Raw genomic sequence first — 22287 nt, forward strand, 5'->3', positions numbered from 1 at the left:
GCGGCCACGCGGGCTCAGAGCGCGTCCGCGCCTGCGTCGGCGCCGCTCGCGGCGCCCGGGTTGCCTTCGATTTCGGCCGTGGCGCGCGCGAGGATCGCGGCGATGCGGCGCTGTTCGTCGGCCGGTACGTTGTCGCGGCGAATCAACGCATGCTTGAGCGCGCGACGGGCTTCGATCAGCTCCGGCAGCCAACCGCCTTCGTTCGGATCGAGCGCCTCTTCGCCAGCGAAGGCGCGGCGTACCGAATCCATCTTGCGGGCAATGTGGTTCAGCTTGGCGAACATCAGTTCGACACGCTCGCGGTTGTCCGCGAGGTATTGGCGGCCGGGTTCGGCGAGCTCGTAGCGCTTGCGGTTGCCTTCCAGTTGCACGGTCACATGACCGATTTCTTCGAGGTAGGTCAGCGCCGGGTAGACCATGCCGGGGCTTGGGCTATAGAAGCCGTTCGAGCGCGTTTCAAGCGCCTTGATCAGCTCGTAGCCGTGGCTCGGCTGGGCGTCCAGCAGGGCCAGCAACAGCAGTTGGAGGTCGTCCGAGCTGAATTTGCGGCCGCGCGGGAAACCGTCGCCGTCGCCGCCGCCGAAGCCGCCAGGACCGCCGTAGCCGCCTCCAAAACCACCGCCGAAGCGGCCGCTGCGGTCACTGCCACGGTCGCCGCCACGATGATGGCGGCCGATGGCGTGCCACAGCGCGTGCAGCGAGAAAGCGTGGGTGGAATGCAGGCCGTCGGTGTCGTGGTGACGGCGCGAATGATGGGAGTGACGCATCTGTGTGCTCCGTTGTGTCTTAAGATGTGTCGTAAGATATATATCTAAAGATAGCTTGTCAAAGAGAAAATGTGGGGCCGGATGGATGTGGGGTGGGGAACGCGAGTTCTCGGCTTGTCATTGGATCACCGTGGGTGGGAGGCTTTAAATGACACAAGATCATTAAAGTTATGACACTGATGCTCTCGCGAAATGGCTGTGACGCGACCAGAATGCCTCTCAACGCGGCATCGGGCCGTTTTCACCGGAGAGATGAAATGTTTGCAATTACTGGCGTGACGGGAAAGGTCGGGGGCGCCGCGGCGCGTGCATTGCTGGATGCGGGCCACGCAGTGCGGGCTGTGTTGCGCGACAAGGCGAAAGCGGCCGCCTGGGTCGAGCAGGGCGCGGAGGTGGCGATTGCCGACATGGAAGACACGGCGGCGCTGCAAGCCGCGTTCGCGGGCACCGAGGGAGTCTTCGTGATGGTGCCGCCCAACTTTGCGCCGCAGGCGGGTTATCCGGAGGCGCGCGCCGCGGCGGCGTCGTTGGCGCGTGCGCTTGCTGAGGCTGCGCCGCAGCGGGTGGTGGCGTTGTCGTCGATCGGCGGTCAGCGTGAGTCAGGGTTGGGTCTGATTACGCAAGTGCATATTCTCGAGGAGGCGCTTGCTGCGTCGCCCATCCCAAGCGCGATTTTGCGTCCGACATGGTTCATGGAAAACTCGCTGTGGGATGTCGCTCCGGCACGCGAGACCGGGACGATGGCGAGTTTCCTGCAGCCGCTCGATCGGGCGTATTCGATGGTCGCAACGGCGGATATTGGCCGCGTGATCGCCGATACGCTTGTGCAGCAGTGGCAGGGCCGGCGCGTGATCGAAATTGAAGGGCCGCGGCGTTATACGCAGCATGAAATTGCGGCGTTGCTGGGTGCAGCCGTGGGACGTGAGGTTCAGGCGCAGGCCGTGCCGCGTGAGCAGTGGGAGGCGCTGTTTCAGTCGCAAGGGACGGCGAGGCCGATGCCGCGGATCGAGATGATCGATGGGTTCAATAGCGGATGGATCGAGTTTGAAGAGGCAGGCGTCAATGAACGGGTGATTGGCACGACACCTTATGAAGTCGTGTTTGGGGAGCTGGTTAAGCAGGTGGGGTGAGTGTCTCGGGTTTGCCGCGGATGAGCGGGGCGCGTGGATATGACGCGCCCCGCTCAAATCATTCGTGGCGGCCCGGACGCGCACGTCGGCGTCAACCGCACGTTTCACTGTAACCAGAAGATCGATTCCAGGAGTGAAGCGTCCGTTGCTCAGGAGACCGCGCCGGAACCGTATTTGCCCACCAGCAGCGCGCCGCTGGCGAACCGCTCCAGTGCATAGGGTGCGAGTGAAACGTCGGTGGGCTGACCGAGCGCGTGCTGGGCGAGAATCTTGCCGATGCCCGGCGAGAGTTTGAAGCCGTGCCCGGAGAAGCCGAAGCCGACCACGAGTCCCTCGATATCGGCGACCTTGCCCAACACCGGATTCCAGTCGGGCGTCACGTCATAGACGCCGGTCCACGACGAAGCGAGCCCCGCCGCTTCATAAGCGGGGAAGCGTTCGGCGACCTGAGCGCCGACTTCGGCGACATAGTCGAGCGAGATCTCCCCCTGTTCCGTTTCCGGCGAGCTCAGCGTTTCGCCGACCACGCCCTCCGACACGAGCATCTGGCTGCCGCCATAGCTGCGGTAATAGAGCATGCCGGCCGAGCCCAGGTCCTTGAACGCCGGCATCCTGAACGAGTAGGCGGCGCCCTCGCATTCGAGGGCGAGTACCGTGTGGCGCTCCGGCTTGACCGGCAACGGCACGCCGATCCAGCCGGCAAGTTCCGGCGTCCAGATGTTCTGCGTGCTGATCAGGGTGCCGCAACCAAAGCGGCCGGCGCTCGTCTCGATACCGGTGATCCGGCGTCCTTCGCGGATGAGGCCCGTCACCGTCACGCCTTCCATGATCTTGACGCCGCGCCGGCGCGCGGAACGGGCGAAGCCGGTGGCGACCAGATAGGCGTCGGCAAAGCCTGCTTCCGGTTCATAGCCGATCAGCGCGGCGTCGTCGAAGCTGGCGATCGGCAGGCGCTCGTGCGCTTGCGCCCTGTCGAGTAACTGCACTTCGATGCCCATGTCGCGCTGCGCGGCGAGCGAGGCGCGCAGCGGCTCAAGCTTGTCGCCCTCGGGCGAGCAGATCAGATAGCCGCATTTGACGAGGCCGCAGGACGCTTCGTCGTCGCCGACGTATTCGGCGAAGTTGTTGAACGCCCACCATGACGAGCGCGCAAGTTCCACATTCTGGCGGACCGAATAATGCGTGCGCAGCAGGCCCGACGACTGGGAGGTGGTGCCCGCGCCGATCGTGCCCTGCTCGATCACCAGCACGCTCTGCGCGCCGTGTGCGGCGAGATGATGGGCGACCGACGCGCCGATGACGCCAGCGCCGATCACGATGAAATCGTAGTGGCTCATGTGGAGTGGACCTCTGTGCGGGCAATGAGGCGAATTCTAGGAAAACGCCGGGTGCGCCAATTTTGTATCAGGCAAACTTATGGCGACCTATTGCAATTTCTCATCCTGAACACCGGCCCTGCACACAACGGCACCATGCTTTCGTGCCGCGCAGGATGACCGGCCCGTCACCCACGCGAGCGGAACATGCCATGAGACGAACCCCGCCTCCGATCGATCTGCGCGCGCTGCAGGCGTTCGTCGCCGTATGCGAGAGCGGCTCGATGACAGGCGCCGCGAAACAGCTCGGCGTGAGCCAGAGCGCGGTCAGCCAGTCGATTGCCGCGTTGGAGCGCGACCAGGGCCTGACGCTGTTCGACCGCGAGAGCCGGCCGCCGCGGCCCAACGTGGCGGGGCGCGCGCTGCTCGAACTGGCCGATCCGTTGATCGAGCACGCGAAGATGGTCGCCGCCCGCATCGGCGATGCGTCGCATACGGGCAAGATGCCGGTGCGGCTCGGCTGCGTCGACTCGTTCGCGGCGACCGTCGGCCCCGAACTGATCCGCGCGGTGTCGAATTCGGAGCGGCAGATTTCGATGTGGTCCGGTCTGACGCCGGGCCTGAGCAAGCAACTGCACGACCGGGAACTGGATATCGCGATCTGCACGCAGACCACGCTAAGCGATGCGCGGATCGTCGAAGTGCCGCTGTTTTCCGAGGCGTTCGTCATGGTGGTGGCGCGTAGCCATCTGAGCGGACGACGCACGGTCGACTGGCGCACGCTCGCGCTGGAAATGCCGCTGATCCGCTACACGGCGCGCTCGGTGATCGGCCAGCAGATCGAGCGGTTCGCGCGGCATCTGGGTATCGACAGCGCGCGCCGTTACGAGTTCGACGCGACCGATCCGCTGCTGAGTCTGGTGGCCGCACGCGTGGGTTTCGCGATTTCGACGCCCTTATGTCTGTGGCAGGCACGTCACTACCTCGACGATATCGCGGTGATGCCATTGCCGCCGAGCCGCCTCGGGCGGCGCGATTTCTTTCTGCTGCACCGGCAGGGCGAATGGGATCAGTTCGCCGGCGACATCGCCATGCTGACGCGCGGCGTGCTGGACAACGCCATTCAGCCGTCACTGGCGCGCGCGTTGCCCGATCTGCCCGAGGATGCGTTGCGCTGAGGCTGAGGGAAATCTCTCGCTTTGTATAAGTATTGCTTTTGACGCTGCGTAACCACGCACCTCGTTCTTGTGCAAAGTCGCACCAGTCGCAACAAGGATGTGCACCGCAGTCGAGCCAGCGCGCGCTTCAGCCTGGTTGCCGACACGGCGTCATTGCGCCCAGGGCGTTTATCCAAGGGAATTTTTGATTCACCGAGATAAAAATGGCATAAACGTTGCATTGCTTTGTGCACCGGCGGTGACCGGACACAGCGCGAGATCAGTCGGCGCCCGATTGCGGGTACATAAAGATCGACAGGAATTGAATGGGCGTCTTGATCAGACGTTCAGGACCGTGGGGGACTTCACCCTGGAAGGTGAGGGTGTCACCGGGATGCAGGATGTAGGTTTGCTGTCCGTGGCGATATTCGATGACGCCCTTGAGCATGTGGATGAATTCGGTGCCCGGATGCTGGAACACGGGAAAGCGCTCGGCTTCGTCCTCCATCGTGATCAGGAAGGGTTCGAAGAGTTTGCGCGGCCCCTGGTCGTAAGCGAGCAGGTGATAGGTGTGGCCGCGTTTGGTGCCTTTGCGGACCACCTCCATGCCGGCGCCTTTTTTGACGAGCTGTGCACCGCCTTGCGGCACGTCGAAATTGCGGAACAGCGTGGAGAGCGAAACACCGAGCGCCTGGGCGATGCGGTTGAGCACATCGAGGCCGGCGGAGGTCTGCGCGTTCTCGATCTTCGAGAGCATGCCGCGGCTGATGCCGGCCTGCGCGGAGACCTGGGCGATGGTCAGGCCGTGGCGCTGGCGTAGCTCGCGAATGGTGATACCCAGGTAGCGTTCGAGCGGCGTGTTGTTGTCTTCACCGGTTTGCATGTAGGCCTCGGGAAAAAGGAAAGCGTAGCAGATCGTCGTACCTGGCTTGCGCGTGGAGAGTTTCACTGAGGGAATCTTAGTTTATCGCCAATAAAGTACCCGTCCGATTGAAGACGGGGTTGCAGCGCAAGGCAACCGGCGTTCGAAAGCGCGCTGCATAGCCTCGCCACATGCATTGCGTGTGGCTTGTCCAACCCACCAACACTGTTGTTGCAAGGAGTGGCGATGAACCTGAACGATGCGACCACGCTGCCGGTCAACGAACTCGGATGCGTGCCCCGGTTCGGCTCGGCGGAAGAGGCGCAGGCTTATCTGACGCAGCAGGGCGTGAAGTACGTGCTGGCGCAGTTTGTCGATATTCACGGGGTGGCCAAGGCGAAGTCGGTGCCGGTCAGTCATCTGAAGAGCGTGTTGACAGCGGGTGCCGGTTTCGCGGGGTTTGCGATCTGGGGCGTCGGCATCGAGCCGAACGGTCCCGACTACATGGCCGTCGGCGATCTGGCAACGCTCACGCCGGTGCCGTGGCAGCCGGGTCTGGCACGGATCGTCTGCGACGGTCACGTGGCCGGCGAGGCGTGGCAATACGATTCGCGCGTGACGCTGAAGAAGGCGGTTGCGAGGATGACCGAGCGCAACTGGACCCTCTTCACCGGTCTGGAGCCGGAATTTTCGCTGCTGCGCCGTTCGGCGTCCGGCACGCTGGAGCCGTGCGATCCGAGCGATACGCTCGCCAAGCCGTGCTACGACTACAAGGGTCTCTCGCGTACGCGTGTCTTCCTGGAAAAGCTCACCGAATCGATGCGCGCGGTAGGCATCGACGTCTATCAGATCGATCACGAAGACGCCAACGGGCAGTTCGAAATCAACTACACGTACACCGATTGCCTGACCTCCTGCGACCACTACGTGTTCTTCAAGATGGCGGCCTCGGAGATCGCCAACGAGCTCGGCATGATCTGCTCGTTCATGCCGAAGCCGTTTGCGAACCGCCCAGGCAATGGCATGCATATGCATATGTCGATCGGCGACGGCGAGCGCAACCTGTTCGCCGATCCGGCGGACACACTCGGCATGGGACTTTCTGCGCTCGGCTATCAGTTCACGGCCGGCCTGCTCGCGCATGCGCCGGCGCTGACCGCGCTGTGCAATCCGACCGTGAATTCGTATAAGCGTCTCGTGGTGGGACGCTCGTTGACGGGCGCCACGTGGGCGCCGGCTTACGTCAGCTACGGCGACAACAACCGCTCGACGATGGTGCGCATGCCTGGCGAGCGCATCGAACTGCGGCTGCCCGACGGCTCATGCAATCCCTATCTTGCGACCGCGGCGGTGATTGCGGCGGGACTCGACGGCATCGACCGCGGCCTGTCGCCGGGCGAGCCGGCTAACGAAAACCTCTACGAGTGGTCGTCCGCGCGGCTCGCGGAACACGGCATCGGCGTGCTGCCGCAAAACCTCGAACAGGCGCTCGACGCACTGGAGTCCGACCGCGTGATCTGCGATGCGCTCGGCCCGGTTGCCGACGAATTCCTCAAGCTTAAGCGGATGGAGTGGCTCGAATACATGCGCCACGTGTCGGACTGGGAACTGAAGACCTACCTCGAATTTTTCTAAGGAGAACTGCAATGTGCGGAATTGTCGGCTTGCTGGTGAAGACGCCTGCACTGCGCGAGCGGCTGGGCGTTCTGATGGTGCCGATGCTGATCGGCATGACCGAGCGCGGACCGGACTCGGCGGGCCTCGCGGTGTTCGGCAAGCCGGTCGATGCGAGCCAGCGCAAGCTGAGCCTCTACGCGGGCTTCACCGAAGAAGGCGCGGATTTCGCATGGCAGCCGCTGGTGGAAGCGCTGAACGCGGCGATGGACGTCACCGCGCGCGTCGACTCCAAAGGCAATCATGCCGTGATGACGGTGCAAGGCGACGTCGAGCGGGTGAAGACATGGCTGCGCGAAAAATATCCGAAGCTGTATCTGCTCTCGAGCGGCCGCTCGATCGATCTGTACAAGGATATCGGCTCACCGTCGCAAGTCGCGGGGCGCTATGACTTTGCGAACCTGAAGGGCTCGCATCTGGTCGGCCACACACGTATGGCGACCGAGTCGGCCGTGACGCCCGACCGCGCCCATCCGTTCACCGCCGGCGACGACTTCTGTCTGGTCCACAACGGTTCGCTGTCGAACGCGCATGGCGTGCGCCGCAAGCTCGAACCGCAAGGCATTCACTTCGATACCGACAACGACACCGAAGCCGCCTGCCGCTTTCTCGAATGGCGGCTGCGCGAAGGCGACACGCTGCCGGTCGCACTGCAGAAAGGCTTCGAAGAACTCGACGGCTTCTACACGTTCCTGATGGGCACCTCGACCGAACTCGCGCTGATTCGCGATCCGTTCGCTTGCAAGCCGGCGGTGGTCGCGGAAAACGACGACTACGTCGCGATCGCTTCCGAGTTCCGTTCGCTCGCGCATCTGCCCGATATCAAGAACGCCAGGGTCTTCGAACCGGCACCCGAGGAGATGTACGTATGGAAAGCCTGACTTTCGATCTGGAGCGCACGACGGTCCGCGAGTTGAACCAGTTCCTGCACAAGCCCGCGAGCGAACTGGAAGGCCAGGCGGTGACGGTCGTCGCACCGAACGGCGCGCACAACCTCGCTGTGGGTGTGGATGCGGCGGTGCGGGTCACCATCGCCGGTCACGCCGGCTATTACGCGGGCGGCATGAACCAGCACGCGACGATCGAGATCGACGGCAGCGCGGGCACCGGCGTCGCCGAAAACATGATGAGCGGCAAGGTGCATGTGAAGGGTTTCGCGTCGAACGGCGCAGGCGCTTCGGCGCATGGTGGGCTGCTGGTGATCGACGGCGATGCGGGCCTGCGTTGCGGCATTTCGCTGAAGGGCGGCGACATCGTGGTGGGGGGATCGGTGGGCAGCTTTTCTGCGTTTATGGCGCAGGCCGGACGCATGGTGATCTGCGGCGATGCGGGCGATGCGCTCGGCGACTCGCTTTACGAAGCGGTGCTGTACGTGCGCGGCGAAGTGAAATCGCTCGGTGCGGACGCGCAATACGAGCCGATGACGCAGGCCGATCTCGACGCCGTACGCGCACTGCTCGCCGCCGCCGGCATGGACCACGACCCGGCGTCGTTCAAACGGATCGGTTCCGCTCGCACGCTCTATCACTGGAACGCCGACGCGAACCAGGAATATTGAACACACGCTCTCGAAGAAGGTCGCCATGGAAGCCAAACCCGTTCACTTCGCCCGCTTGCAGCAGGAAGAGTCGCAAGGCTACGACCGCAAGACGATCGACTATATCCACGCCGCCGCGCAACGCGGTCTCTATGAAATTCGCGGTCTGGGCGCGAAACGACGCGTGCCGCATTTCGACGATCTGCTGTTTCTCGGCGCCTCCCTGTCGCGCTATCCGCTCGAGGGGTATCGCGAGAAATGCGCGACGGGGACCGTGCTCGGCACACGCTTCGCCAAAAAGCCGCTGGTGCTCGACATTCCGATCACGGTGGCCGGCATGAGCTTCGGCGCGCTGTCCGCGAACGTGAAAGAAGCGCTCGGCCAGGCCGCAACGGCGATGGGCACCTCGACCACCACCGGCGATGGCGGCATGACGCAGGAGGAACGCCGCTCGTCGAAGATGCTGGTTTATCAGTGCCTGCCGTCGCGTTATGGCTTCAATCCCGACGACGTGCGCCGTGCCGACGCGATAGAAATCGTGATCGGTCAGGGTGCGAAACCGGGCGGCGGCGGCATGCTGCTCGGGCAGAAGGTGAATCCGCGCGTCGCGTCGATGCGCACGTTGCCGGCCGGCGTCGATCAGCGTTCGGCGAGCCGTCATCCGGATTGGACCGGCCCGGACGATCTGACGATCAAGATTCAGGAGTTGCGCGAAATCACCGATTGGGAGAAGCCGATCTACGTGAAGGTCGGCGCCACCCGTACGTTCAACGACGTCAAGCTCGCGGTGCATGCGGGCGCGGACGTGGTCGTGATCGACGGGATGCAGGGCGGCACGGCGGCGACGCAAACCTGCTTCATCGAGAACGTCGGCATTCCGACGCTGGCGGCGGTTCGCCAGGCGGTGGACGCGCTTGAAGACCTGAACATGAAAGGCCAGGTACAACTGATCGTCTCGGGCGGGATCCGTACCGGCGCCGATGTGGCGAAGGCCCTGGCGCTTGGCGCAGACGCGGTGGCGATCGGGCAGGGCATGCTGATGGCGCTCGGTTGCAACAGCGATACGTATTTTCAGAACGGCGCGCTGCATTCGGCGGCGGCGGAGTACGCGGCGCTCAACACGTCGCCGGGGTACTGCCATCACTGCCACACCGGCAAGTGTCCGGTGGGCGTCACCACCCAGGACGCGGTGCTCGAACAGCGTGTCCAGCCCGATGAAGGGTCGCGCCGCGTGCGCAACTACCTGAAGACGCTGAACATGGAACTGACGACGATTGCGCGTGCGTGCGGCAAGCAGAACGTGCATCACCTGGAGCCCGAGGATCTCGTCGCGCTGACCGTGGAAGCCGCGGCAATGGCGCGCATTCCGCTCGCGGGTACCTCGTGGATCCCCGGATGGAACACATGAATTGAGTTGTTTCCAGATTTTTGACTATGGAAAAGTTGAGCGCACGCAACGTTGATTCACCCATCTATCAGGAGCCCTACATGAGCACTCCGCAAAGCAGTACGCAAGCAGCGCCGGTATCGTCCGGCGGACTACGTGCCGGCACTTTGGGTTTCCCCGAGGTCATTGGCCAATCCATCGCGAACCTTTCTCCAACCTTCACGCCGTCGATCAATGTGACCGCCATCGCGGCGCTGGCCGGCGCGGGGACCTGGTTGATTTATGGTCTTTCGACGCTCGGGTTGCTGCTGGTGAGCATGAGCATCATTGCGCTCTCGAGCCGGATCGCGTCGGCCGGGTCGTTCTTTATCTATATCTCACGCGCACTTGGACCGATGGCAGGTGGCATTGCCGGCTGGGGCCTGATTGCGGCTTACGTGGGTACGGCGATGGGGGTGGGGGCGGCAGGCGTGGTGTTCGTGCAGAATGCCTTTTCGGCCTGGAACATGGCGATTCCGTCGTGGGCTATTTACACGATCTTTATCGGCCTCGCCTGGTTCTTCTCGGCACGTGACGTGAAGCTGTCTTCGCGCCTGTCGCTGGCGATCGAAGGTGCTTCGGTGGTGATTGTGGGCGGTGTGCTGATTTATGTGCTCGCACTGCACCCGGACCATATCGTCGACCATACGCAACTGGGGCTGCAGGGTGTAAGCGGTAAGGGCATGGCACAGGGCATGGTGCTCGGCATCTTCTCGTACGTGGGGTTCGAGAGCGCGGCCTCGCTCGGTCAGGAAACCAGGAATCCGCTGCGCGTGATTCCGCGTGCGGTGGTCTGGTGCGTGATCCTGTCGGGGCTGTTCTTCATGTTTGTGGCCTATTCGATGACGATCGCCTACCACGACGACGTAGCCAAGCTCGGCGGCGATTCGGCCGTGCTCAGCACGCTGCTCACGAGTGTCGGCGCCTCGCCGCTCGGTCCGGTGTTTTATCTGATCGCCTCGGTCAGCGCGTTCTCGTGCGTCCTCGCGTGTATCAACTCGGCGAGCCGCCTGCTGTATTCGATGGGCCGCTATCAGTTCGTGCACCGCTCGATGGGCATGGTGCACCGTACGCACCAGACACCGTATCTGGCCGTTGCGTTTTCCTCGATCGTGACCTTCGTGGTGTGCATTGCGATGCTCGGCACGGGGCCGCTCAACACGTTCGGCTATACGAGCACGTTTGCGACTTTCGGCTTCCTGGTCGTGTACTTCCTGGTCGCAATCGCGGCACCGGTTTATCTGAAGAAGCAGGGCGAGCTCAAATCGATCAACGTGGTGTGGGGCGTGCTCGGCGCACTGGCGATGGTCGGCGCGGTGATCGGCAGCGTGTATCCGGTGCCCGATTATCCGTATAACATCCTCCCTTATCTGTTCGTCGCGTATATGCTGGTTGGCGCAGTCTGGTTGATGATGCTCAAGAAGCGCTCGCCGCAGGTGCTCGAGAAGATCGAGCACGATCTGGAAACAAGCGACGTGATGACTCACGGCAAAAAGTAAATGAATGAACCCTTCTCCCCGGATAGCTTGTCCGCACCGAACACGGGCCGGACGCCGGACGATCCGGAGGGAAGGGCAGTTAGCCGTCGCGGCATGGGCGGCCAGGAAATCGACCTGCAGTTGCGGGCGGAGCGCGGCGAGTGCGCCGCGCTCGAGGTCGGTTGTGTCTCTTGCCCTGCCCGCGGACGCGGGCAGGATCACATCAACGAAGACTACGTCGGCGTGATGCTTGGCGATCTGGCGGCGCGCGTGGCGCGCGGCAGTGTGATTGCTCTCGCCGATGGCGTGAGCGGCAGCAAGGGCGGGCGGGTGGCGGCCGAACTCTCGGTGCGGACCTTTATCGACGCTTACTACGGACTCCCCGACACCTTGCAGCCTGGCGTGGCCGCTGCGCGCGCGCTTGAGGCAATCCACGGCTGGCTGCATCAGATGGGGCGCGTCGATCCCGCGCTGACGCAGATGGCCGCATCCTTTGCGGCGTTGATCGTGCGCCGCGCGACCGCGTATCTGGTGGCGGCCGGCGATGTGCGGCTCTATCTGCTGCGCGATGGTCAACTGATCCAGGTCGGCGACGACGATGTCGTGCCGGTCGCCTTCGGTTCTTATGTGGCGCATGCGGTCGGCATGCTGCCGGCGCTGGTGACGCGCATCGAAACCCTCGAGCTGCGCGAGGGCGACCGTCTGCTGATGTGTTCCGACGGGCTCTATCGCCGCGTGCCGATGCGCGAGTTGCAGACGGTGCTGGCGGCGCGCGGTAGCGCACTCGACACGGCACGCCGGCTTGGTGCGCTGGCGGTGACGCGAGGCTCGCATGACGACGTGACGAGCGCGGTGCTCGATGTGGGCGCTCTGCCTTCGCTCGATGTTGGGTACCTTGAGCGAGTGGTGGGTGTCTTGCCGATTCCGGCCGTGCCCGACGCCGGCGATGTGGTCGATGGATATCTGCTCACGAGCGTGTTGAACGATGGTGTCTATTCGCGGATTTTCGCCGGCTACGATCTGGCCGATCCGAACACGCAACTGGCGCTCAAGTTTCCCAAGCCGCGCGTTGGGGAGGACGAGAACGTGCGCCAGTCAATCGTGCGCGAGCGCTGGCTGGCAGGCAAGATCGACGACGAAGGCGTGCTCGCGCCGATGCCGGTCGATGCCGACCGGCAAACCCGGCTCTATGTAGTGATGCCGCTCGGCGCAGGCATCACGCTCGAAAAACTGCTGGCGGCGCCTCAGCCCATATCGCTGCCGCGTGCGCTTGGGATCGCCCAGCAACTGGGCCGTTCGATCGCCGCGCTAAACCGCCGCAATATCTTCCATCGCGATATCAAACCCGAGAACGTGCTCGTAATGCGGGGCGATAGCACGCGCCTGCTCGATCTCGGTTTCGGTTATATGCCGGGCATGCAGTTGCCGGGGCCCGACGTCGCACCGGGTTCGCCCGCTTATATGGCGCCTGAGTTGATGAAGGGCGCGCAGGGCGATGCGCGTTCCGAGGTGTTCGCGTTTGGCGTGACGCTGTACCGGCTGTTCAGCGGCGGCAAATTGCCTTACGGCTTTAATGGCCGCGTGCCGCTTTATCAGTATCGGCTCGACGCGCCGCAATGGCTCGACCTGGTGCTCGAAAAAGCGCTACAGCCCGATCCGGCGCGCAGGTATCAGGACGTGCTCGAAGTCTGCGCCGATCTCGAGCGCTTTTCGAGCGGTCGAGATGCGCTTGCGCCGATTCGGCGCAAGCCTTTGCTCGAGAGCGATCCGGTGCTGTTCTGGCAGGGGGTTGTGGTGGTGTTGCTGGCGCTGTTGTTGTGGTCGTTGATGCGGCGGTGAGGGGGGCGATTTCGGCTGGACATCTTCTACGGGTAAGCCATTTACCCATTGCGAAAACATGTATCGGTAGGCAGATCGCCAGATTAAACCCGGCCAGCACGGTCCCGCAGACCATGACGCGCCGGCCGTCACTGCGTTTCGCTGTCGTCAGTGTCTGCATCGGTGGTGACCGCTTCCTGGTTCATGGCGGCGGCCGCCAATGTCGTTGCAAGCTTTGGGTGCGCTTCCTTCCGTTCACTGTAGCGATCGGTCAGGTAGTCCGAGCGGTCACGTACCAGCAGCGTGAACTTGTATAACTCTTCCATCACATCGACGACGCGATCGTAATATGCCGAGGGTTTCATCCGGCCGTTTGCGTCGAACTCCTGCCAGGCCTTCGCCACCGACGACTGATTCGGGATGGTCACCATGCGCATCCACCGGCCGAGAATGCGTAGCGCGTTCACAGCGTTGAACGATTGCGATCCGCCGCACACCTGCATCACCGCGAGCGTGCGACCTTGCGTCGGGCGAACGCCGCCGGTTTCAAGCGGTAGCCAGTCGATCTGGTTCTTGAATACTGCCGTCAGGGTTCCGTGACGTTCTGGGCTGCACCATACGTGCCCTTCCGACCACTCCGAGAGTTGGCGCAGTTCGACCACCTTGGGATGGTCGGCCGGCACGCTGTCCACCAGCGGCAAGCCGTGCGGATCGAAAACCCGCGTTTCCGCGCCGAAATGGCGCAGGATGCGTGCGGCTTCCAAGGTGAGAAGCCGGCTGTATGAGGTGGGGCGCAACGAGCCGAACAGCAAGAGGATTCGCGGAGCGTGTTGCGAAACCGTGCGCGGCTCGAGCTTCTGCAGATCCGGTACGTCGAGGTGCGGGGTGCTGACGTTGGGAATGTCCTGCGTCATTAGAGAAACCTCCTTCCTTCGCCATCGACGACCTGTTCCCCGTCCTCTTTCGTGAATGCCCCCTTCTGCCCAGCAGGAAGGATGTCGAGAACGGCCTCGGAGGGCCGGCACAGGCGCACGCCTAGCGGCGTGACGACAAACGGACGGTTAATCAGGATTGGATGTTCCATCATGGCATCCAGCAACTGCTCATCGCTTAAGGACGTGTCGCTCAGACCCCGCTCGGCGTAGAGCGTACCCTTTTCACGCAGCGCAGCGCGTACCGTCAAGCCGGCGCGAGCAATCAGGTCCTTCAGTATCTCCCGGTCAGGCGGGGTTCTCAGATACTCGATTATTTCCGGCTCTATTCCGGCATTGCGGATCATGGCCAGCGTGTTGCGCGACGTGCCGCAATCGGGATTGTGATAAATCGTGACGCTCATAGCGGTTACCCCTTGATGCTGCGTTTCGTTTCGTACCAGTGCTGCGAGCGGTTGACCATGCCGACGACGAACAGCATCACCGGCACTTCGATCAGCACGCCGACCACCGTGGCCAGAGCCGCGCCCGAATGAAAGCCGAACAGACTGATTGCGGTGGCGACTGCCAGCTCAAAGAAATTGCTGGCACCGATCAGACTGGACGGCCCCGCAACACAGTGCGCAACGCCGAGCCGCCGATTCAACAGGTACGCAAGGCCCGAGTTGAACAACACCTGTATCAGGATCGGTATCGCGAGCATGGCGATAACGAGCGGTTCCTTGACGATTGCCTGGCCCTGAAAGGCAAATAGCAGGACGAGTGTCGCGAGCAGTGCGCTGATTGAATACGGACCGAGACTTGCGACCGTCTGCTGGAAATAGGCTTTGCCCTTGGCCAGCAGATGCCGACGCAGCAACTGGGCAAGGATGACGGGAATGACGATGTACAGCCCAACCGAAATGATCAGCGTATCCCACGGTACCGTGATGGCCGACAGCCCGAGCAGGAGCGCAACGAGCGGTGCAAATGCCACGATCATGATGGAATCGTTGAGTGCTACTTGCGAGAGCGTGAAATACGGATCGCCTTTGCACAGCTGCGACCAGACGAACACCATCGCCGTGCAGGGCGCGGCGGCCAGTAGAATCAGGCCGGCGATATAGCTGTCGAGCTGATCGGCCGGAAGCCACGGCGCAAACACATGACGGATGAAGATCCACCCGAGCAGTGCCATCGAAAAGGGTTTGACGAACCAGTTCACGAAAAGGGTTACGCCGATGCCTCGCCACTGGCTCTTTACCTGGGTCATCGCGCCAAAATCGATCTTGACGAGCATAGGGATGATCATCACCCAGATCAGCACGCCGACCGGGAGATTGACCTGTGCAACTTCCATACGGCTGATCGCCTGGAAAAGCAGGGGTAGTGCTTGCCCGAGCAAGATGCCGCTCACGATGCAGAGGGCAACCCAGATCGTCAGATAACGTTCGAAAAACCCGATCGCCGGCCGTGCGGCGCCGATCGTTGCATCACTGCTGCTCATTTGATTCCTCTGCGGGCCTCGTACCGATTGTGTCGTAACCCAGCGCTTCGCGGCGCTCAATGGCAAACGGGTTCACTGTGCCGGATGCGCTCCGCGTTACCGAACATGGCGCGATAAAACCGGATGCTGTCGCCCAGGTTTTCGACCGCAATATGGATGTGCATGCGCTTCATGGTTTGTCTGCGCAGCAGTTTGGGAGATCGCTCGCGGCACACGTCGCGCCGGCGCAGCAGTTCTCCGTCAGGAAACCGATCAGGTCCGTCATGGCGTCGAAGTTCGCCGTGTAGATGATGAAACGCCCGTCCTGTCGCGGCGTTACCAGGTCTGCATGAGACAGATCCTTCAGGTGGAACGAGAGGCTGGAAGGCGAAACATCAAGCTTCTGTGCAATATCACCAGCAGCCATGCCGTCCGGACCGGCCACAACCAGCAGGCGAAAGATGGCAAGGCGCGATTCGTGGGCGAGCGCGCTCAGGGCGCGTACAACGAGGTTTGAGTCCATGCCGGAACAATAGACCATTCATTTCTATATTTCAAGTATTGTTGAAATGACGGTGATGTTAAAGCAGATACGGGTGGAAAGCTGCGCCAAGCGGCCGACTCGCGCGTGGAGTCAAATGCGAATCCCCCACGCGCAAGTCGAGCACGCTCTCACCCGAAAGTGCTGGATCAGTGATGAGCGAAGATTGATTGAGCACCTGTGAGGTTCGTGGGTGTACCCGCCTGCGAGGAGCCGATCGATACTCCGCCGACTGACGTATCGCTCTGCGTCGTCGCGTCCTGCGCTGCGAGACGCGCGTCCGCTGCCTGAATCTCGGCCGGATAGTGCACATCGTTGACGTTCGGGTGATACCCGGCCTGTTCGACACGCACCAGGTCCGCCTGCACTTCGGCACGTGTGATCGGGGTTGTAGTTTCCTGTGCAAAGGAAAGCACCGGGGCGGCCAGTGCGCCGGCAACCAGCGCTGCGTAGATTAGGGTCTTCATGGCGAACTGCCTCCTGAACTGAACTGTGGTCGGCGTCACTCACGATGAATGAAGCCTCGGGACTCACCGCCAAACCTTGAGGAGATGAGTTACGTTCATTGTGTGCGGAGGGGCGTTTCGCGATACTGACACCTGGATTACGTTTATGTCATGTTTGGAGAGTGATTGCTGTTCGCTGTGGGTCGTTGAGCATTACTCCAAAATGCAGATGAACAAGGGCAGAGTAATAGTTGCCGGTTCGCCGACAGTGCGCACTTTCAGGAAAACCGGAATCTATGCTGGCTGGATTAATCCCGCAGCTTCTTGCCCCAACTCCTTGACCTTCGTGCAGAATACCGTCCCAGCCCATCAGTGTTCGCCAGCAATATCGATCGCGGCGGCTAGATGTGCAAAGCAACACTCGGGGCCGTGCGAACCACCCATTAAAACTTTTACTCCAAATATGAGCAGCCTACCTCAGACTATTCAGCCAGAACTCATCGTGCGTGGCAGTCGCTTTGCAATGCCGCTTCTGGTCGTCGTTATGCTAATAATTGCAGTGTGCTATTTCGTTTTCGCGCAATCGGACCCGTTTTTAAGCTTCGGCGATATTTTTATGCTTTTTGTAGCCCCTTTTGGCGCGCTAATAAGCATGAATTTCATGACGCGTGCGATATTTTTTGACGATCGTTGTCAGGTGAGTCGCACGGTGATTCTTTATCAGAACATTGTTAGCGTAGAGCGAGGGCGGTTTCTCTTGACTATCCGCTACTACCGTCCGAATGACTCGCGCGCCAAACCGCGAAGCGCCAAACTGTCCTTCTATGAAATGCGGCGAGCCGAACAGGAAAAGTGTCTGGATATCTTGCGAACACGTCTACCAGCAAAGGCTGTGTCAAGTCTTTAAATGCCGAAGCGTGCAGCGACTCCGCATCGATTCGCGAGAGTCGCGACATCTTCTTCGCGCGCGCTGTCGCTATCCCTTGAACGGTAGCGTGCTGGAGAACGCATCCATTTCCATCGCGCGCGCGGCCAGTCGGGCAAGCTTGGGAAAGGCCGCGGCATGAACGACATCGGGCATGAATGCCAATGATGCGGATTGCCAACTGATCACGACCATCACATCGGCTTGAGACAACGCATCGCCCACCAGCCAGCCAGTACCGGTCCTCGACTCTATCATCTGAAATCCCGCCAATGCCTGCTGGCGGTGCGATTCGACGATCCTGGCGATTTGATGCTCGGGCGGGCGGATCGACTCGTCGTACATATCGCTGAGCTTTCCGTAGATGGCGGACGCGATGCCAATGAACTGCAACGCATCGCGTCGATTCTTGCCGGAGGGCGCGAGCAATGCGCGTTCCGGTCCGACCTCTTCATGCAGATAGTCGATGATGGCGGCGCTATCGAAGAGAACCGTGCCGTCGTCGAGCGCGAGCGCCGGCACCTTCACCATCGGGCTGAACGGACGGATAAGTTCCTGCTCCTCATAGGCGTGATAGGGCAGATGCTCGAACGGCATGCCGAGCAGCTTTAGCGTGATGCCGACCCGACGGGTATAGCCGGAAAACCATGGACCGATAAGCTTCATTGCTGACTCCTCGAAATTGACTGGGTTGGGATGCGCGATCGTTTAGAACGCTTCCTTGAACGGGCGCAGATCGAGCTCGTGCGTCCAGGCCGAACGGTGCTGGCGGTGAAGCAACCAGAATGCATCGGCGATGGCGTCGATATCGAGCAGGCCGTCGAGGCCTTTCTGTTCGACATGCTCGGTGAAGCGCGTATGCACCCGTTCCCCGTCGATACCGCCGTCGATCACGACATGGGCCACGTGCAGGCCGAGCGGGCCGAATTCGCGGGCCATGCTTTGAGCGAGCATGCGCAAGCCGGCCTTGCTCGACGCGAAGTGGGCAAAGTTCGGCATGCCTCGAAGCGCGCCTGTCGCCCCGCTGAAAAGCAGCGACCCTCGGCCGAGAGGCGCAAAGCGCCGGGCGGCCTCGCGACCCACGAGGAACCCGCCAAAACAGTTGAGCCGCCAGAACGATTCGAAGACGTCCGCTTCCATCGTCCGCAGATCGAGAGGCTGGTTGTTGCCGGTGTTGTAGGCAATGAGATCGGCGCTGTCGCCGTGTTCGTCGGCCTGCATCGCGATATCGAACAAGCGGATCACATCCGCTTCGCGGGTCGCGTCCATGACGACCGTGCTTGCCGAGCCGCCCGCCTCGACAATCCGCTCGCGTACCCGTTCGATCTTCGCTTCGGTGCGCCCCGCGATGACCACATGACGCCCCTCGGCCGCGAATCGGCGAGACAGGCCCGCGCCTAGTCCTTGCTCCGGTCCCACTCCGATGACGACGGCCTTCGGGCGATCCGCGACCGGGACCTCTTCATTGATAGACATGAATACTTTCCTTTCCTAAATAAACTTCGGCGCGGCAGCGCAAGCGGTACGAATGAGCCCGTGACCGGTTCGAAGCGCCGTCGAAGTTCGTCAACGATTGCGATGAGTGAACGTTACCGGATACGCACAGCGGGATAAATCGTTGCTACGATTCCACATTGTTTCTTCAGTGAAACAATCGGGCAGACCGTATGGAACAGCGAGGAGTCAGACCGTGGACAAGTTTCAGGCCATGCAGGCGTTCATTCGAGTGGTCGAAAGCGGGACCTTTACCAAGGCTGCGCAGGTGCTCGATTTACCGAAGACGGCCGTCAGCCGCCTGATCGCGTCGCTCGAAGTCGAACTGGGCACAAAGCTGCTGAACCGCACAACGCGCAAGGTCTCGACGACAGCGGACGGCGCCGCCTACTACGAACGCGCGCAGCAGTTGATGAGCGATCTCGCGGAACTTGAGGGCACGATGTCGCGCGCGAAGACCAACCCGCGAGGACGGTTGCGCGTCGATCTGCCCGTGCCGTTAGGTTTATCGGTGATACTTCCCGCGCTACCGGCGTTTGTCGAGCGTTATCCGGATATCGAGCTCGAGTTCGGGATCAGCGACCGTCCGGTCGACCTCATTGCGGAGAATGTCGACTGTGTGGTGCGCGCGGGGGAGATATTCGATCAATCGCTCGTCGCGCGACAGATCGGTGCCGTCAGACAAATCCTGTGTGCGACGCCGGCCTACCTGGACAAGCACGGGCGGCCTTCGCATCCTGCGGACCTTGAGCATGGTCACGTCGTCATCCGAACCATCGCCTCGCGCACCAATCGACCTTTCCCGATCGTGGTGACGAAAGAACGTGAACGCGTGGAAGTGCAGAATCGGCGCGGACTGACCGCCAACGACATCATGGCATGTCTGACCATGGGCCTGGCCGGTCTCGGCGTCGTCCATGCGTTGACGTTTTCCGCCGCAACGCACGTTCAAAGCGGCGCACTCGAAACCGTCCTGAGCGACTGGGTATCGGATCCGGTTCCCGTTTTTGTTGCCTATCAGCCAAATCGACACCTGAGTGCGAAAACCCGCGTCTTCATCGACTGGCTCGCCGAACTGTTCGCGAGCAACGAGTCGACTGCGAAGCGTTAGCTCTAGTGCGATGCGATGGCCCATTAATGACTAACTGTCATTTTATAATTGCCATTCGTGTCATTCAGTTTCTCCTCGCGTTTCCCCACAATGCATCCCAACGGTACGTTTCGATGGACTTTTTCCGCCCATCGTTCATCAAGGGATTCATATCAAAGGGTTCGCTATGGAATACAGCACACTCGGCAGGTCAGGCCTGCGCATTTCCCGCCTTTCTCTGGGCGCCATGACCTTTGGTTCCGGTACCGGCATCTGGGGTGAAATTGCCGGCCTCGACCGTGCCCAGGCCACCCGGCTTGTCGCGATGGCCGTCGAGCGCGGTATCAACCTGATCGATACGGCTGACGCCTATTCGCAAGGGCAGTCGGAAGCGGTGGTCGGTCAGGCGTTGGCCGACCTTGGACTCGACGAGTCGCGCATGCTGGTCGCGACCAAGGTTCGACTGCGCACAGGAGCCGGCCCGAACGACGTCGGGCTCGGCCGCTCGCACATCATGCGGTCGGTGGAGACGAGTCTTCGGCGTATCGGCCGCGATCATATCGACCTGTTCCAGTTGCACGACCGCGATGAACTCGTTCCGCTGGAAGAAACGCTGCGTGCTCTCGACGACCTCGTGAGGCAGGGCAAGGTGCGGCACGTCGGGGTCTGCAATTTCAGCGCGGGCGATCTGGAGCGTGCGCAAGGGATTACCGCCCGCACGGACTGGACCCGCGTCGTCAGCAATCAGGTTCACTATGCGCTGACGAGCCGCGACGTCGAGCATGAGATCGCGCCGGTGGCAAAAGCGAATGAGGTTGCGCTACTGGTGTGGAGTCCGCTCGCGGGCGGGTACCTGAGCGGCAAGTACACGCAGGGAAGCAGCGGTGAAACCGGGCGTCGAACCAGGCTGAATTTTCCACCGATCGATCCGGCAAAGGCGGATCCCGTCGTGCGCGTAGTGTGCGACATCGCCGCGGAACTGGACGCCTCGCCGGCTCAGGTGGCATTGGCCTGGATTCTGGCACGCCGCGAAGTCTGTTCGGTCATTGTCGGCGCGCGCACGCCCGATCAACTGGCTGCGAACCTCGACGCCCAGAAAATCGCGTTGAGCGCGACGCAGACCGAACGTTTGAATCAGGTCTCGCAGCCGCAGATGCCTTATCCGTACTGGATGCAGCAGTTCCATGACAAGGATCGAGTCGTGGTCTGATTTCGGGGTGTCTGCGCGAGGGCGATCAAAAAATCGATCGCCCGGTCTGCGTCGTCAGCCACTCCAGCGCCATGACGCCCGCCAGCGAATTGCCATTGCTGTCCAGCCCCGGCGACCACACGCAGACCGCCATTTCACCCGGCAATACCGCGACGATGCCGCCGCCCACGCCGCTCTTGGCGGGCAATCCCACGCGGTACACAAAATCCCCGGCCGCATCATAGGTGCCGCACGTTAGCATGAGAGCCGACAGCCGCTTGGCCGAACTGCTATCCAGAATGCGCTCGCCGGTGGACGGCACGACACCGCCATTGCTGAGAAACAGCGCCGCCTTCGCCAGCTCGACGCAGCTCATCGAGATCGCGCATTGCCGGCAATACGCCTCGACCACTGCGTGGACGGGCATCTCCATGTTGCCGAAGCTCGCAATGAAATGCGCCATGGCCTGGTTGCGGTCCGCATGTTGCAGCTCCGACTGCGCGACGCGCGAATCGTAGTCGATCGTCACGTCGCCGGTTAGCCGACGCATAAACTCGACCAGCGCGGTCTCGGCCCGCACGAAACGGCGGCACAGCACATCCGTGACGACCAGCGCCCCGGCGTTGATGAACGGATTGCGCGGCTTGCCTTGCTCCGCTTCGAGCTGCACCAGCGAATTGAACGGCGTGCCCGACGGCTCGCGGCCGACGCGCTGCCACAGTTCATCGCCGAGCAGCCGGAAAGCCATGGTGCAGGCGAATAGCTTGGAGATACTCTGGATCGAGAAGCGGGTATCCGCCTGACCGGTGCGGAAGACCTTGCCGGCCGGCGTGACGATGGCCATGCCGAAGCTCCTGGCCGGGACGTTCGCCAGCTCGGGAATGTAGTCGGCAACGCGGCCGGTTCCCAGGTAGGGCTGCAGATCCTGGTGAATCTGTTCGAGGATGCCTTGGTAGTTCATGAGCAGGGATGAGCGTGGATGCGCCGCGATTTTACTGGCTAGCCACGACACATGGCCAGCCGGGCGGGGCGCGCTTGTA

At 62.0% G+C, this 22287-nt stretch carries 22 protein-coding genes; 11 read left to right on the forward strand and 11 right to left on the reverse strand.

The window, feature by feature from the left end:
• Nucleotides 1-14: 14 nt before the first annotated feature.
• Complete coding sequence (locus BUS12_RS07780) at nucleotides 15-767, reverse strand: PadR family transcriptional regulator (protein WP_074295161.1); 753 nt, start codon at nucleotides 765-767, stop codon at nucleotides 15-17.
• Nucleotides 768-1024: 257 nt separating this feature from the next.
• Between BUS12_RS07780 and BUS12_RS07785 the strand changes: the two genes are divergently transcribed.
• Nucleotides 1025-1897: an NmrA family NAD(P)-binding protein gene (locus BUS12_RS07785; RefSeq protein ID WP_074295162.1), complete on the forward strand. Its 873-nt coding sequence runs from the start codon at nucleotides 1025-1027 to the stop codon at nucleotides 1895-1897.
• A 149-nt stretch (nucleotides 1898-2046) separates the two neighbouring features.
• Here BUS12_RS07785 and BUS12_RS07790 read toward each other — a convergent pair whose 3' ends face one another.
• Nucleotides 2047-3234, reverse strand: coding sequence for an NAD(P)/FAD-dependent oxidoreductase (locus tag BUS12_RS07790; RefSeq protein WP_074295163.1), 1188 nt, complete (start codon nucleotides 3232-3234; stop codon nucleotides 2047-2049).
• A gap of 191 nt (nucleotides 3235-3425) precedes the next feature.
• Here BUS12_RS07790 and BUS12_RS07795 point away from each other — a divergent pair, with 191 nt between their 5' ends.
• Nucleotides 3426-4391, forward strand: coding sequence for a LysR family transcriptional regulator (locus tag BUS12_RS07795; protein ID WP_074295164.1), 966 nt, complete (start codon nucleotides 3426-3428; stop codon nucleotides 4389-4391).
• A gap of 259 nt (nucleotides 4392-4650) precedes the next feature.
• Here the strand turns inward: BUS12_RS07795 and BUS12_RS07800 are convergent, their stop codons facing one another.
• On the reverse strand, nucleotides 4651-5253 hold the full coding sequence (locus BUS12_RS07800) for a helix-turn-helix domain-containing protein (RefSeq protein WP_074295165.1): 603 nt from the start codon (nucleotides 5251-5253) through the stop codon (nucleotides 4651-4653).
• Nucleotides 5254-5478: 225 nt separating this feature from the next.
• Here BUS12_RS07800 and glnT point away from each other — a divergent pair, with 225 nt between their 5' ends.
• The 6 genes from glnT to BUS12_RS07830 all read left to right on the forward strand — a co-directional run bounded on the left by glnT (nucleotide 5479) and on the right by BUS12_RS07830 (nucleotide 13186).
• Entirely contained in the window at nucleotides 5479-6867 is a 1389-nt protein-coding gene (glnT, locus tag BUS12_RS07805) for a type III glutamate--ammonia ligase (protein ID WP_171991614.1), read from the forward strand.
• Nucleotides 6868-6878: 11 nt separating this feature from the next.
• The gene (locus BUS12_RS07810) at nucleotides 6879-7787 is read left to right on the forward strand and encodes a class II glutamine amidotransferase (RefSeq protein WP_074295166.1); all 909 of its coding nucleotides are present in this window, start codon (nucleotides 6879-6881) and stop codon (nucleotides 7785-7787) included.
• Nucleotides 7775-8464, forward strand: a complete 690-nt coding sequence (locus tag BUS12_RS07815; protein WP_074295167.1) for a GltB/FmdC/FwdC-like GXGXG domain-containing protein — start codon at nucleotides 7775-7777, stop codon at nucleotides 8462-8464. Before BUS12_RS07810 ends, BUS12_RS07815 begins: the two co-directional genes overlap by 13 nt.
• Before the next feature lie 25 nt (nucleotides 8465-8489).
• Nucleotides 8490-9851, forward strand: a complete 1362-nt coding sequence (locus BUS12_RS07820; protein ID WP_074295168.1) for an FMN-binding glutamate synthase family protein — start codon at nucleotides 8490-8492, stop codon at nucleotides 9849-9851.
• Between the two features lie 80 nt (nucleotides 9852-9931).
• Complete coding sequence (locus tag BUS12_RS07825) at nucleotides 9932-11368, forward strand: APC family permease (protein WP_074297245.1); 1437 nt, start codon at nucleotides 9932-9934, stop codon at nucleotides 11366-11368.
• The gene (locus BUS12_RS07830; protein WP_083640292.1) at nucleotides 11369-13186 is read left to right on the forward strand and encodes a bifunctional protein-serine/threonine kinase/phosphatase; all 1818 of its coding nucleotides are present in this window, start codon (nucleotides 11369-11371) and stop codon (nucleotides 13184-13186) included.
• 128 nt (nucleotides 13187-13314) lie between these two features.
• On the opposite strand, the gene arsH is transcribed toward BUS12_RS07830, so the two are convergent.
• The 5 genes from arsH to BUS12_RS07860 form a co-directional block, all read right to left on the reverse strand.
• Nucleotides 13315-14079: an arsenical resistance protein ArsH gene (arsH, locus tag BUS12_RS07835; RefSeq protein ID WP_074295170.1), complete on the reverse strand. Its 765-nt coding sequence runs from the start codon at nucleotides 14077-14079 to the stop codon at nucleotides 13315-13317.
• On the reverse strand, nucleotides 14079-14501 hold the full coding sequence (gene arsC, locus BUS12_RS07840; RefSeq protein ID WP_074295171.1) for an arsenate reductase (glutaredoxin): 423 nt from the start codon (nucleotides 14499-14501) through the stop codon (nucleotides 14079-14081). Before arsC ends, arsH begins: the two co-directional genes overlap by 1 nt.
• Nucleotides 14502-14506: 5 nt before the next feature.
• On the reverse strand, nucleotides 14507-15583 hold the full coding sequence (gene arsB / locus BUS12_RS07845; protein WP_074295172.1) for an ACR3 family arsenite efflux transporter: 1077 nt from the start codon (nucleotides 15581-15583) through the stop codon (nucleotides 14507-14509).
• A 169-nt stretch (nucleotides 15584-15752) separates the two neighbouring features.
• Nucleotides 15753-16085 (reverse strand): ArsR/SmtB family transcription factor, encoded by a 333-nt coding sequence (locus BUS12_RS07855; protein ID WP_074295173.1) that lies wholly within the window; start codon nucleotides 16083-16085, stop codon nucleotides 15753-15755.
• A gap of 167 nt (nucleotides 16086-16252) precedes the next feature.
• Entirely contained in the window at nucleotides 16253-16570 is a 318-nt protein-coding gene (locus BUS12_RS07860; RefSeq protein WP_074295174.1) for a DUF4148 domain-containing protein, read from the reverse strand.
• A gap of 202 nt (nucleotides 16571-16772) precedes the next feature.
• Between BUS12_RS07860 and BUS12_RS38080 the strand changes: the two genes are divergently transcribed.
• On the forward strand, nucleotides 16773-17456 hold the full coding sequence (locus BUS12_RS38080; protein WP_143788280.1) for a hypothetical protein: 684 nt from the start codon (nucleotides 16773-16775) through the stop codon (nucleotides 17454-17456).
• A 69-nt stretch (nucleotides 17457-17525) separates the two neighbouring features.
• Here BUS12_RS38080 and BUS12_RS07870 read toward each other — a convergent pair whose 3' ends face one another.
• Both BUS12_RS07870 and BUS12_RS07875 read right to left on the reverse strand, forming a co-directional pair.
• Nucleotides 17526-18140: a glutathione S-transferase family protein gene (locus tag BUS12_RS07870; protein WP_074295176.1), complete on the reverse strand. Its 615-nt coding sequence runs from the start codon at nucleotides 18138-18140 to the stop codon at nucleotides 17526-17528.
• A 42-nt stretch (nucleotides 18141-18182) separates the two neighbouring features.
• On the reverse strand, nucleotides 18183-18950 hold the full coding sequence (locus tag BUS12_RS07875) for an SDR family NAD(P)-dependent oxidoreductase (protein ID WP_074295177.1): 768 nt from the start codon (nucleotides 18948-18950) through the stop codon (nucleotides 18183-18185).
• A 214-nt stretch (nucleotides 18951-19164) separates the two neighbouring features.
• Here BUS12_RS07875 and BUS12_RS07880 point away from each other — a divergent pair, with 214 nt between their 5' ends.
• Both BUS12_RS07880 and BUS12_RS07885 read left to right on the forward strand, forming a co-directional pair.
• Nucleotides 19165-20079, forward strand: coding sequence for a LysR family transcriptional regulator (locus BUS12_RS07880; protein ID WP_074295178.1), 915 nt, complete (start codon nucleotides 19165-19167; stop codon nucleotides 20077-20079).
• A gap of 166 nt (nucleotides 20080-20245) precedes the next feature.
• The gene (locus BUS12_RS07885; protein WP_074295179.1) at nucleotides 20246-21268 is read left to right on the forward strand and encodes an aldo/keto reductase; all 1023 of its coding nucleotides are present in this window, start codon (nucleotides 20246-20248) and stop codon (nucleotides 21266-21268) included.
• A gap of 25 nt (nucleotides 21269-21293) precedes the next feature.
• On the opposite strand, the gene BUS12_RS07890 is transcribed toward BUS12_RS07885, so the two are convergent.
• Entirely contained in the window at nucleotides 21294-22208 is a 915-nt protein-coding gene (locus BUS12_RS07890; RefSeq protein ID WP_074295180.1) for a glutaminase, read from the reverse strand.
• Nucleotides 22209-22287: the final 79 nt, after the last annotated feature.

Source organism: Paraburkholderia phenazinium, from assembly GCF_900142845.1.
Lineage (GTDB): Bacteria > Pseudomonadota > Gammaproteobacteria > Burkholderiales > Burkholderiaceae > Paraburkholderia > Paraburkholderia phenazinium_A.

Coding starts and splice junctions, on each gene's coding strand:
- BUS12_RS07780 (WP_074295161.1), bottom strand. CDS start 767: ATGCGTCACTCCCATCATTCGCGCCGTCACCACGACACCGACGGCCTG.
- BUS12_RS07785 (WP_074295162.1), top strand. CDS start 1,025: ATGTTTGCAATTACTGGCGTGACGGGAAAGGTCGGGGGCGCCGCGGCG.
- BUS12_RS07790 (WP_074295163.1), bottom strand. CDS start 3,234: ATGAGCCACTACGATTTCATCGTGATCGGCGCTGGCGTCATCGGCGCG.
- BUS12_RS07795 (WP_074295164.1), top strand. CDS start 3,426: ATGAGACGAACCCCGCCTCCGATCGATCTGCGCGCGCTGCAGGCGTTC.
- BUS12_RS07800 (WP_074295165.1), bottom strand. CDS start 5,253: ATGCAAACCGGTGAAGACAACAACACGCCGCTCGAACGCTACCTGGGT.
- glnT (WP_171991614.1), top strand. CDS start 5,479: ATGAACCTGAACGATGCGACCACGCTGCCGGTCAACGAACTCGGATGC.
- BUS12_RS07810 (WP_074295166.1), top strand. CDS start 6,879: ATGTGCGGAATTGTCGGCTTGCTGGTGAAGACGCCTGCACTGCGCGAG.
- BUS12_RS07815 (WP_074295167.1), top strand. CDS start 7,775: ATGGAAAGCCTGACTTTCGATCTGGAGCGCACGACGGTCCGCGAGTTG.
- BUS12_RS07820 (WP_074295168.1), top strand. CDS start 8,490: ATGGAAGCCAAACCCGTTCACTTCGCCCGCTTGCAGCAGGAAGAGTCG.
- BUS12_RS07825 (WP_074297245.1), top strand. CDS start 9,932: ATGAGCACTCCGCAAAGCAGTACGCAAGCAGCGCCGGTATCGTCCGGC.
- BUS12_RS07830 (WP_083640292.1), top strand. CDS start 11,369: ATGAATGAACCCTTCTCCCCGGATAGCTTGTCCGCACCGAACACGGGC.
- arsH (WP_074295170.1), bottom strand. CDS start 14,079: ATGACGCAGGACATTCCCAACGTCAGCACCCCGCACCTCGACGTACCG.
- arsC (WP_074295171.1), bottom strand. CDS start 14,501: ATGAGCGTCACGATTTATCACAATCCCGATTGCGGCACGTCGCGCAAC.
- arsB (WP_074295172.1), bottom strand. CDS start 15,583: ATGAGCAGCAGTGATGCAACGATCGGCGCCGCACGGCCGGCGATCGGG.
- BUS12_RS07855 (WP_074295173.1), bottom strand. CDS start 16,085: ATGGACTCAAACCTCGTTGTACGCGCCCTGAGCGCGCTCGCCCACGAA.
- BUS12_RS07860 (WP_074295174.1), bottom strand. CDS start 16,570: ATGAAGACCCTAATCTACGCAGCGCTGGTTGCCGGCGCACTGGCCGCC.
- BUS12_RS38080 (WP_143788280.1), top strand. CDS start 16,773: ATGCAGATGAACAAGGGCAGAGTAATAGTTGCCGGTTCGCCGACAGTG.
- BUS12_RS07870 (WP_074295176.1), bottom strand. CDS start 18,140: ATGAAGCTTATCGGTCCATGGTTTTCCGGCTATACCCGTCGGGTCGGC.
- BUS12_RS07875 (WP_074295177.1), bottom strand. CDS start 18,950: ATGTCTATCAATGAAGAGGTCCCGGTCGCGGATCGCCCGAAGGCCGTC.
- BUS12_RS07885 (WP_074295179.1), top strand. CDS start 20,246: ATGGAATACAGCACACTCGGCAGGTCAGGCCTGCGCATTTCCCGCCTT.
- BUS12_RS07890 (WP_074295180.1), bottom strand. CDS start 22,208: ATGAACTACCAAGGCATCCTCGAACAGATTCACCAGGATCTGCAGCCC.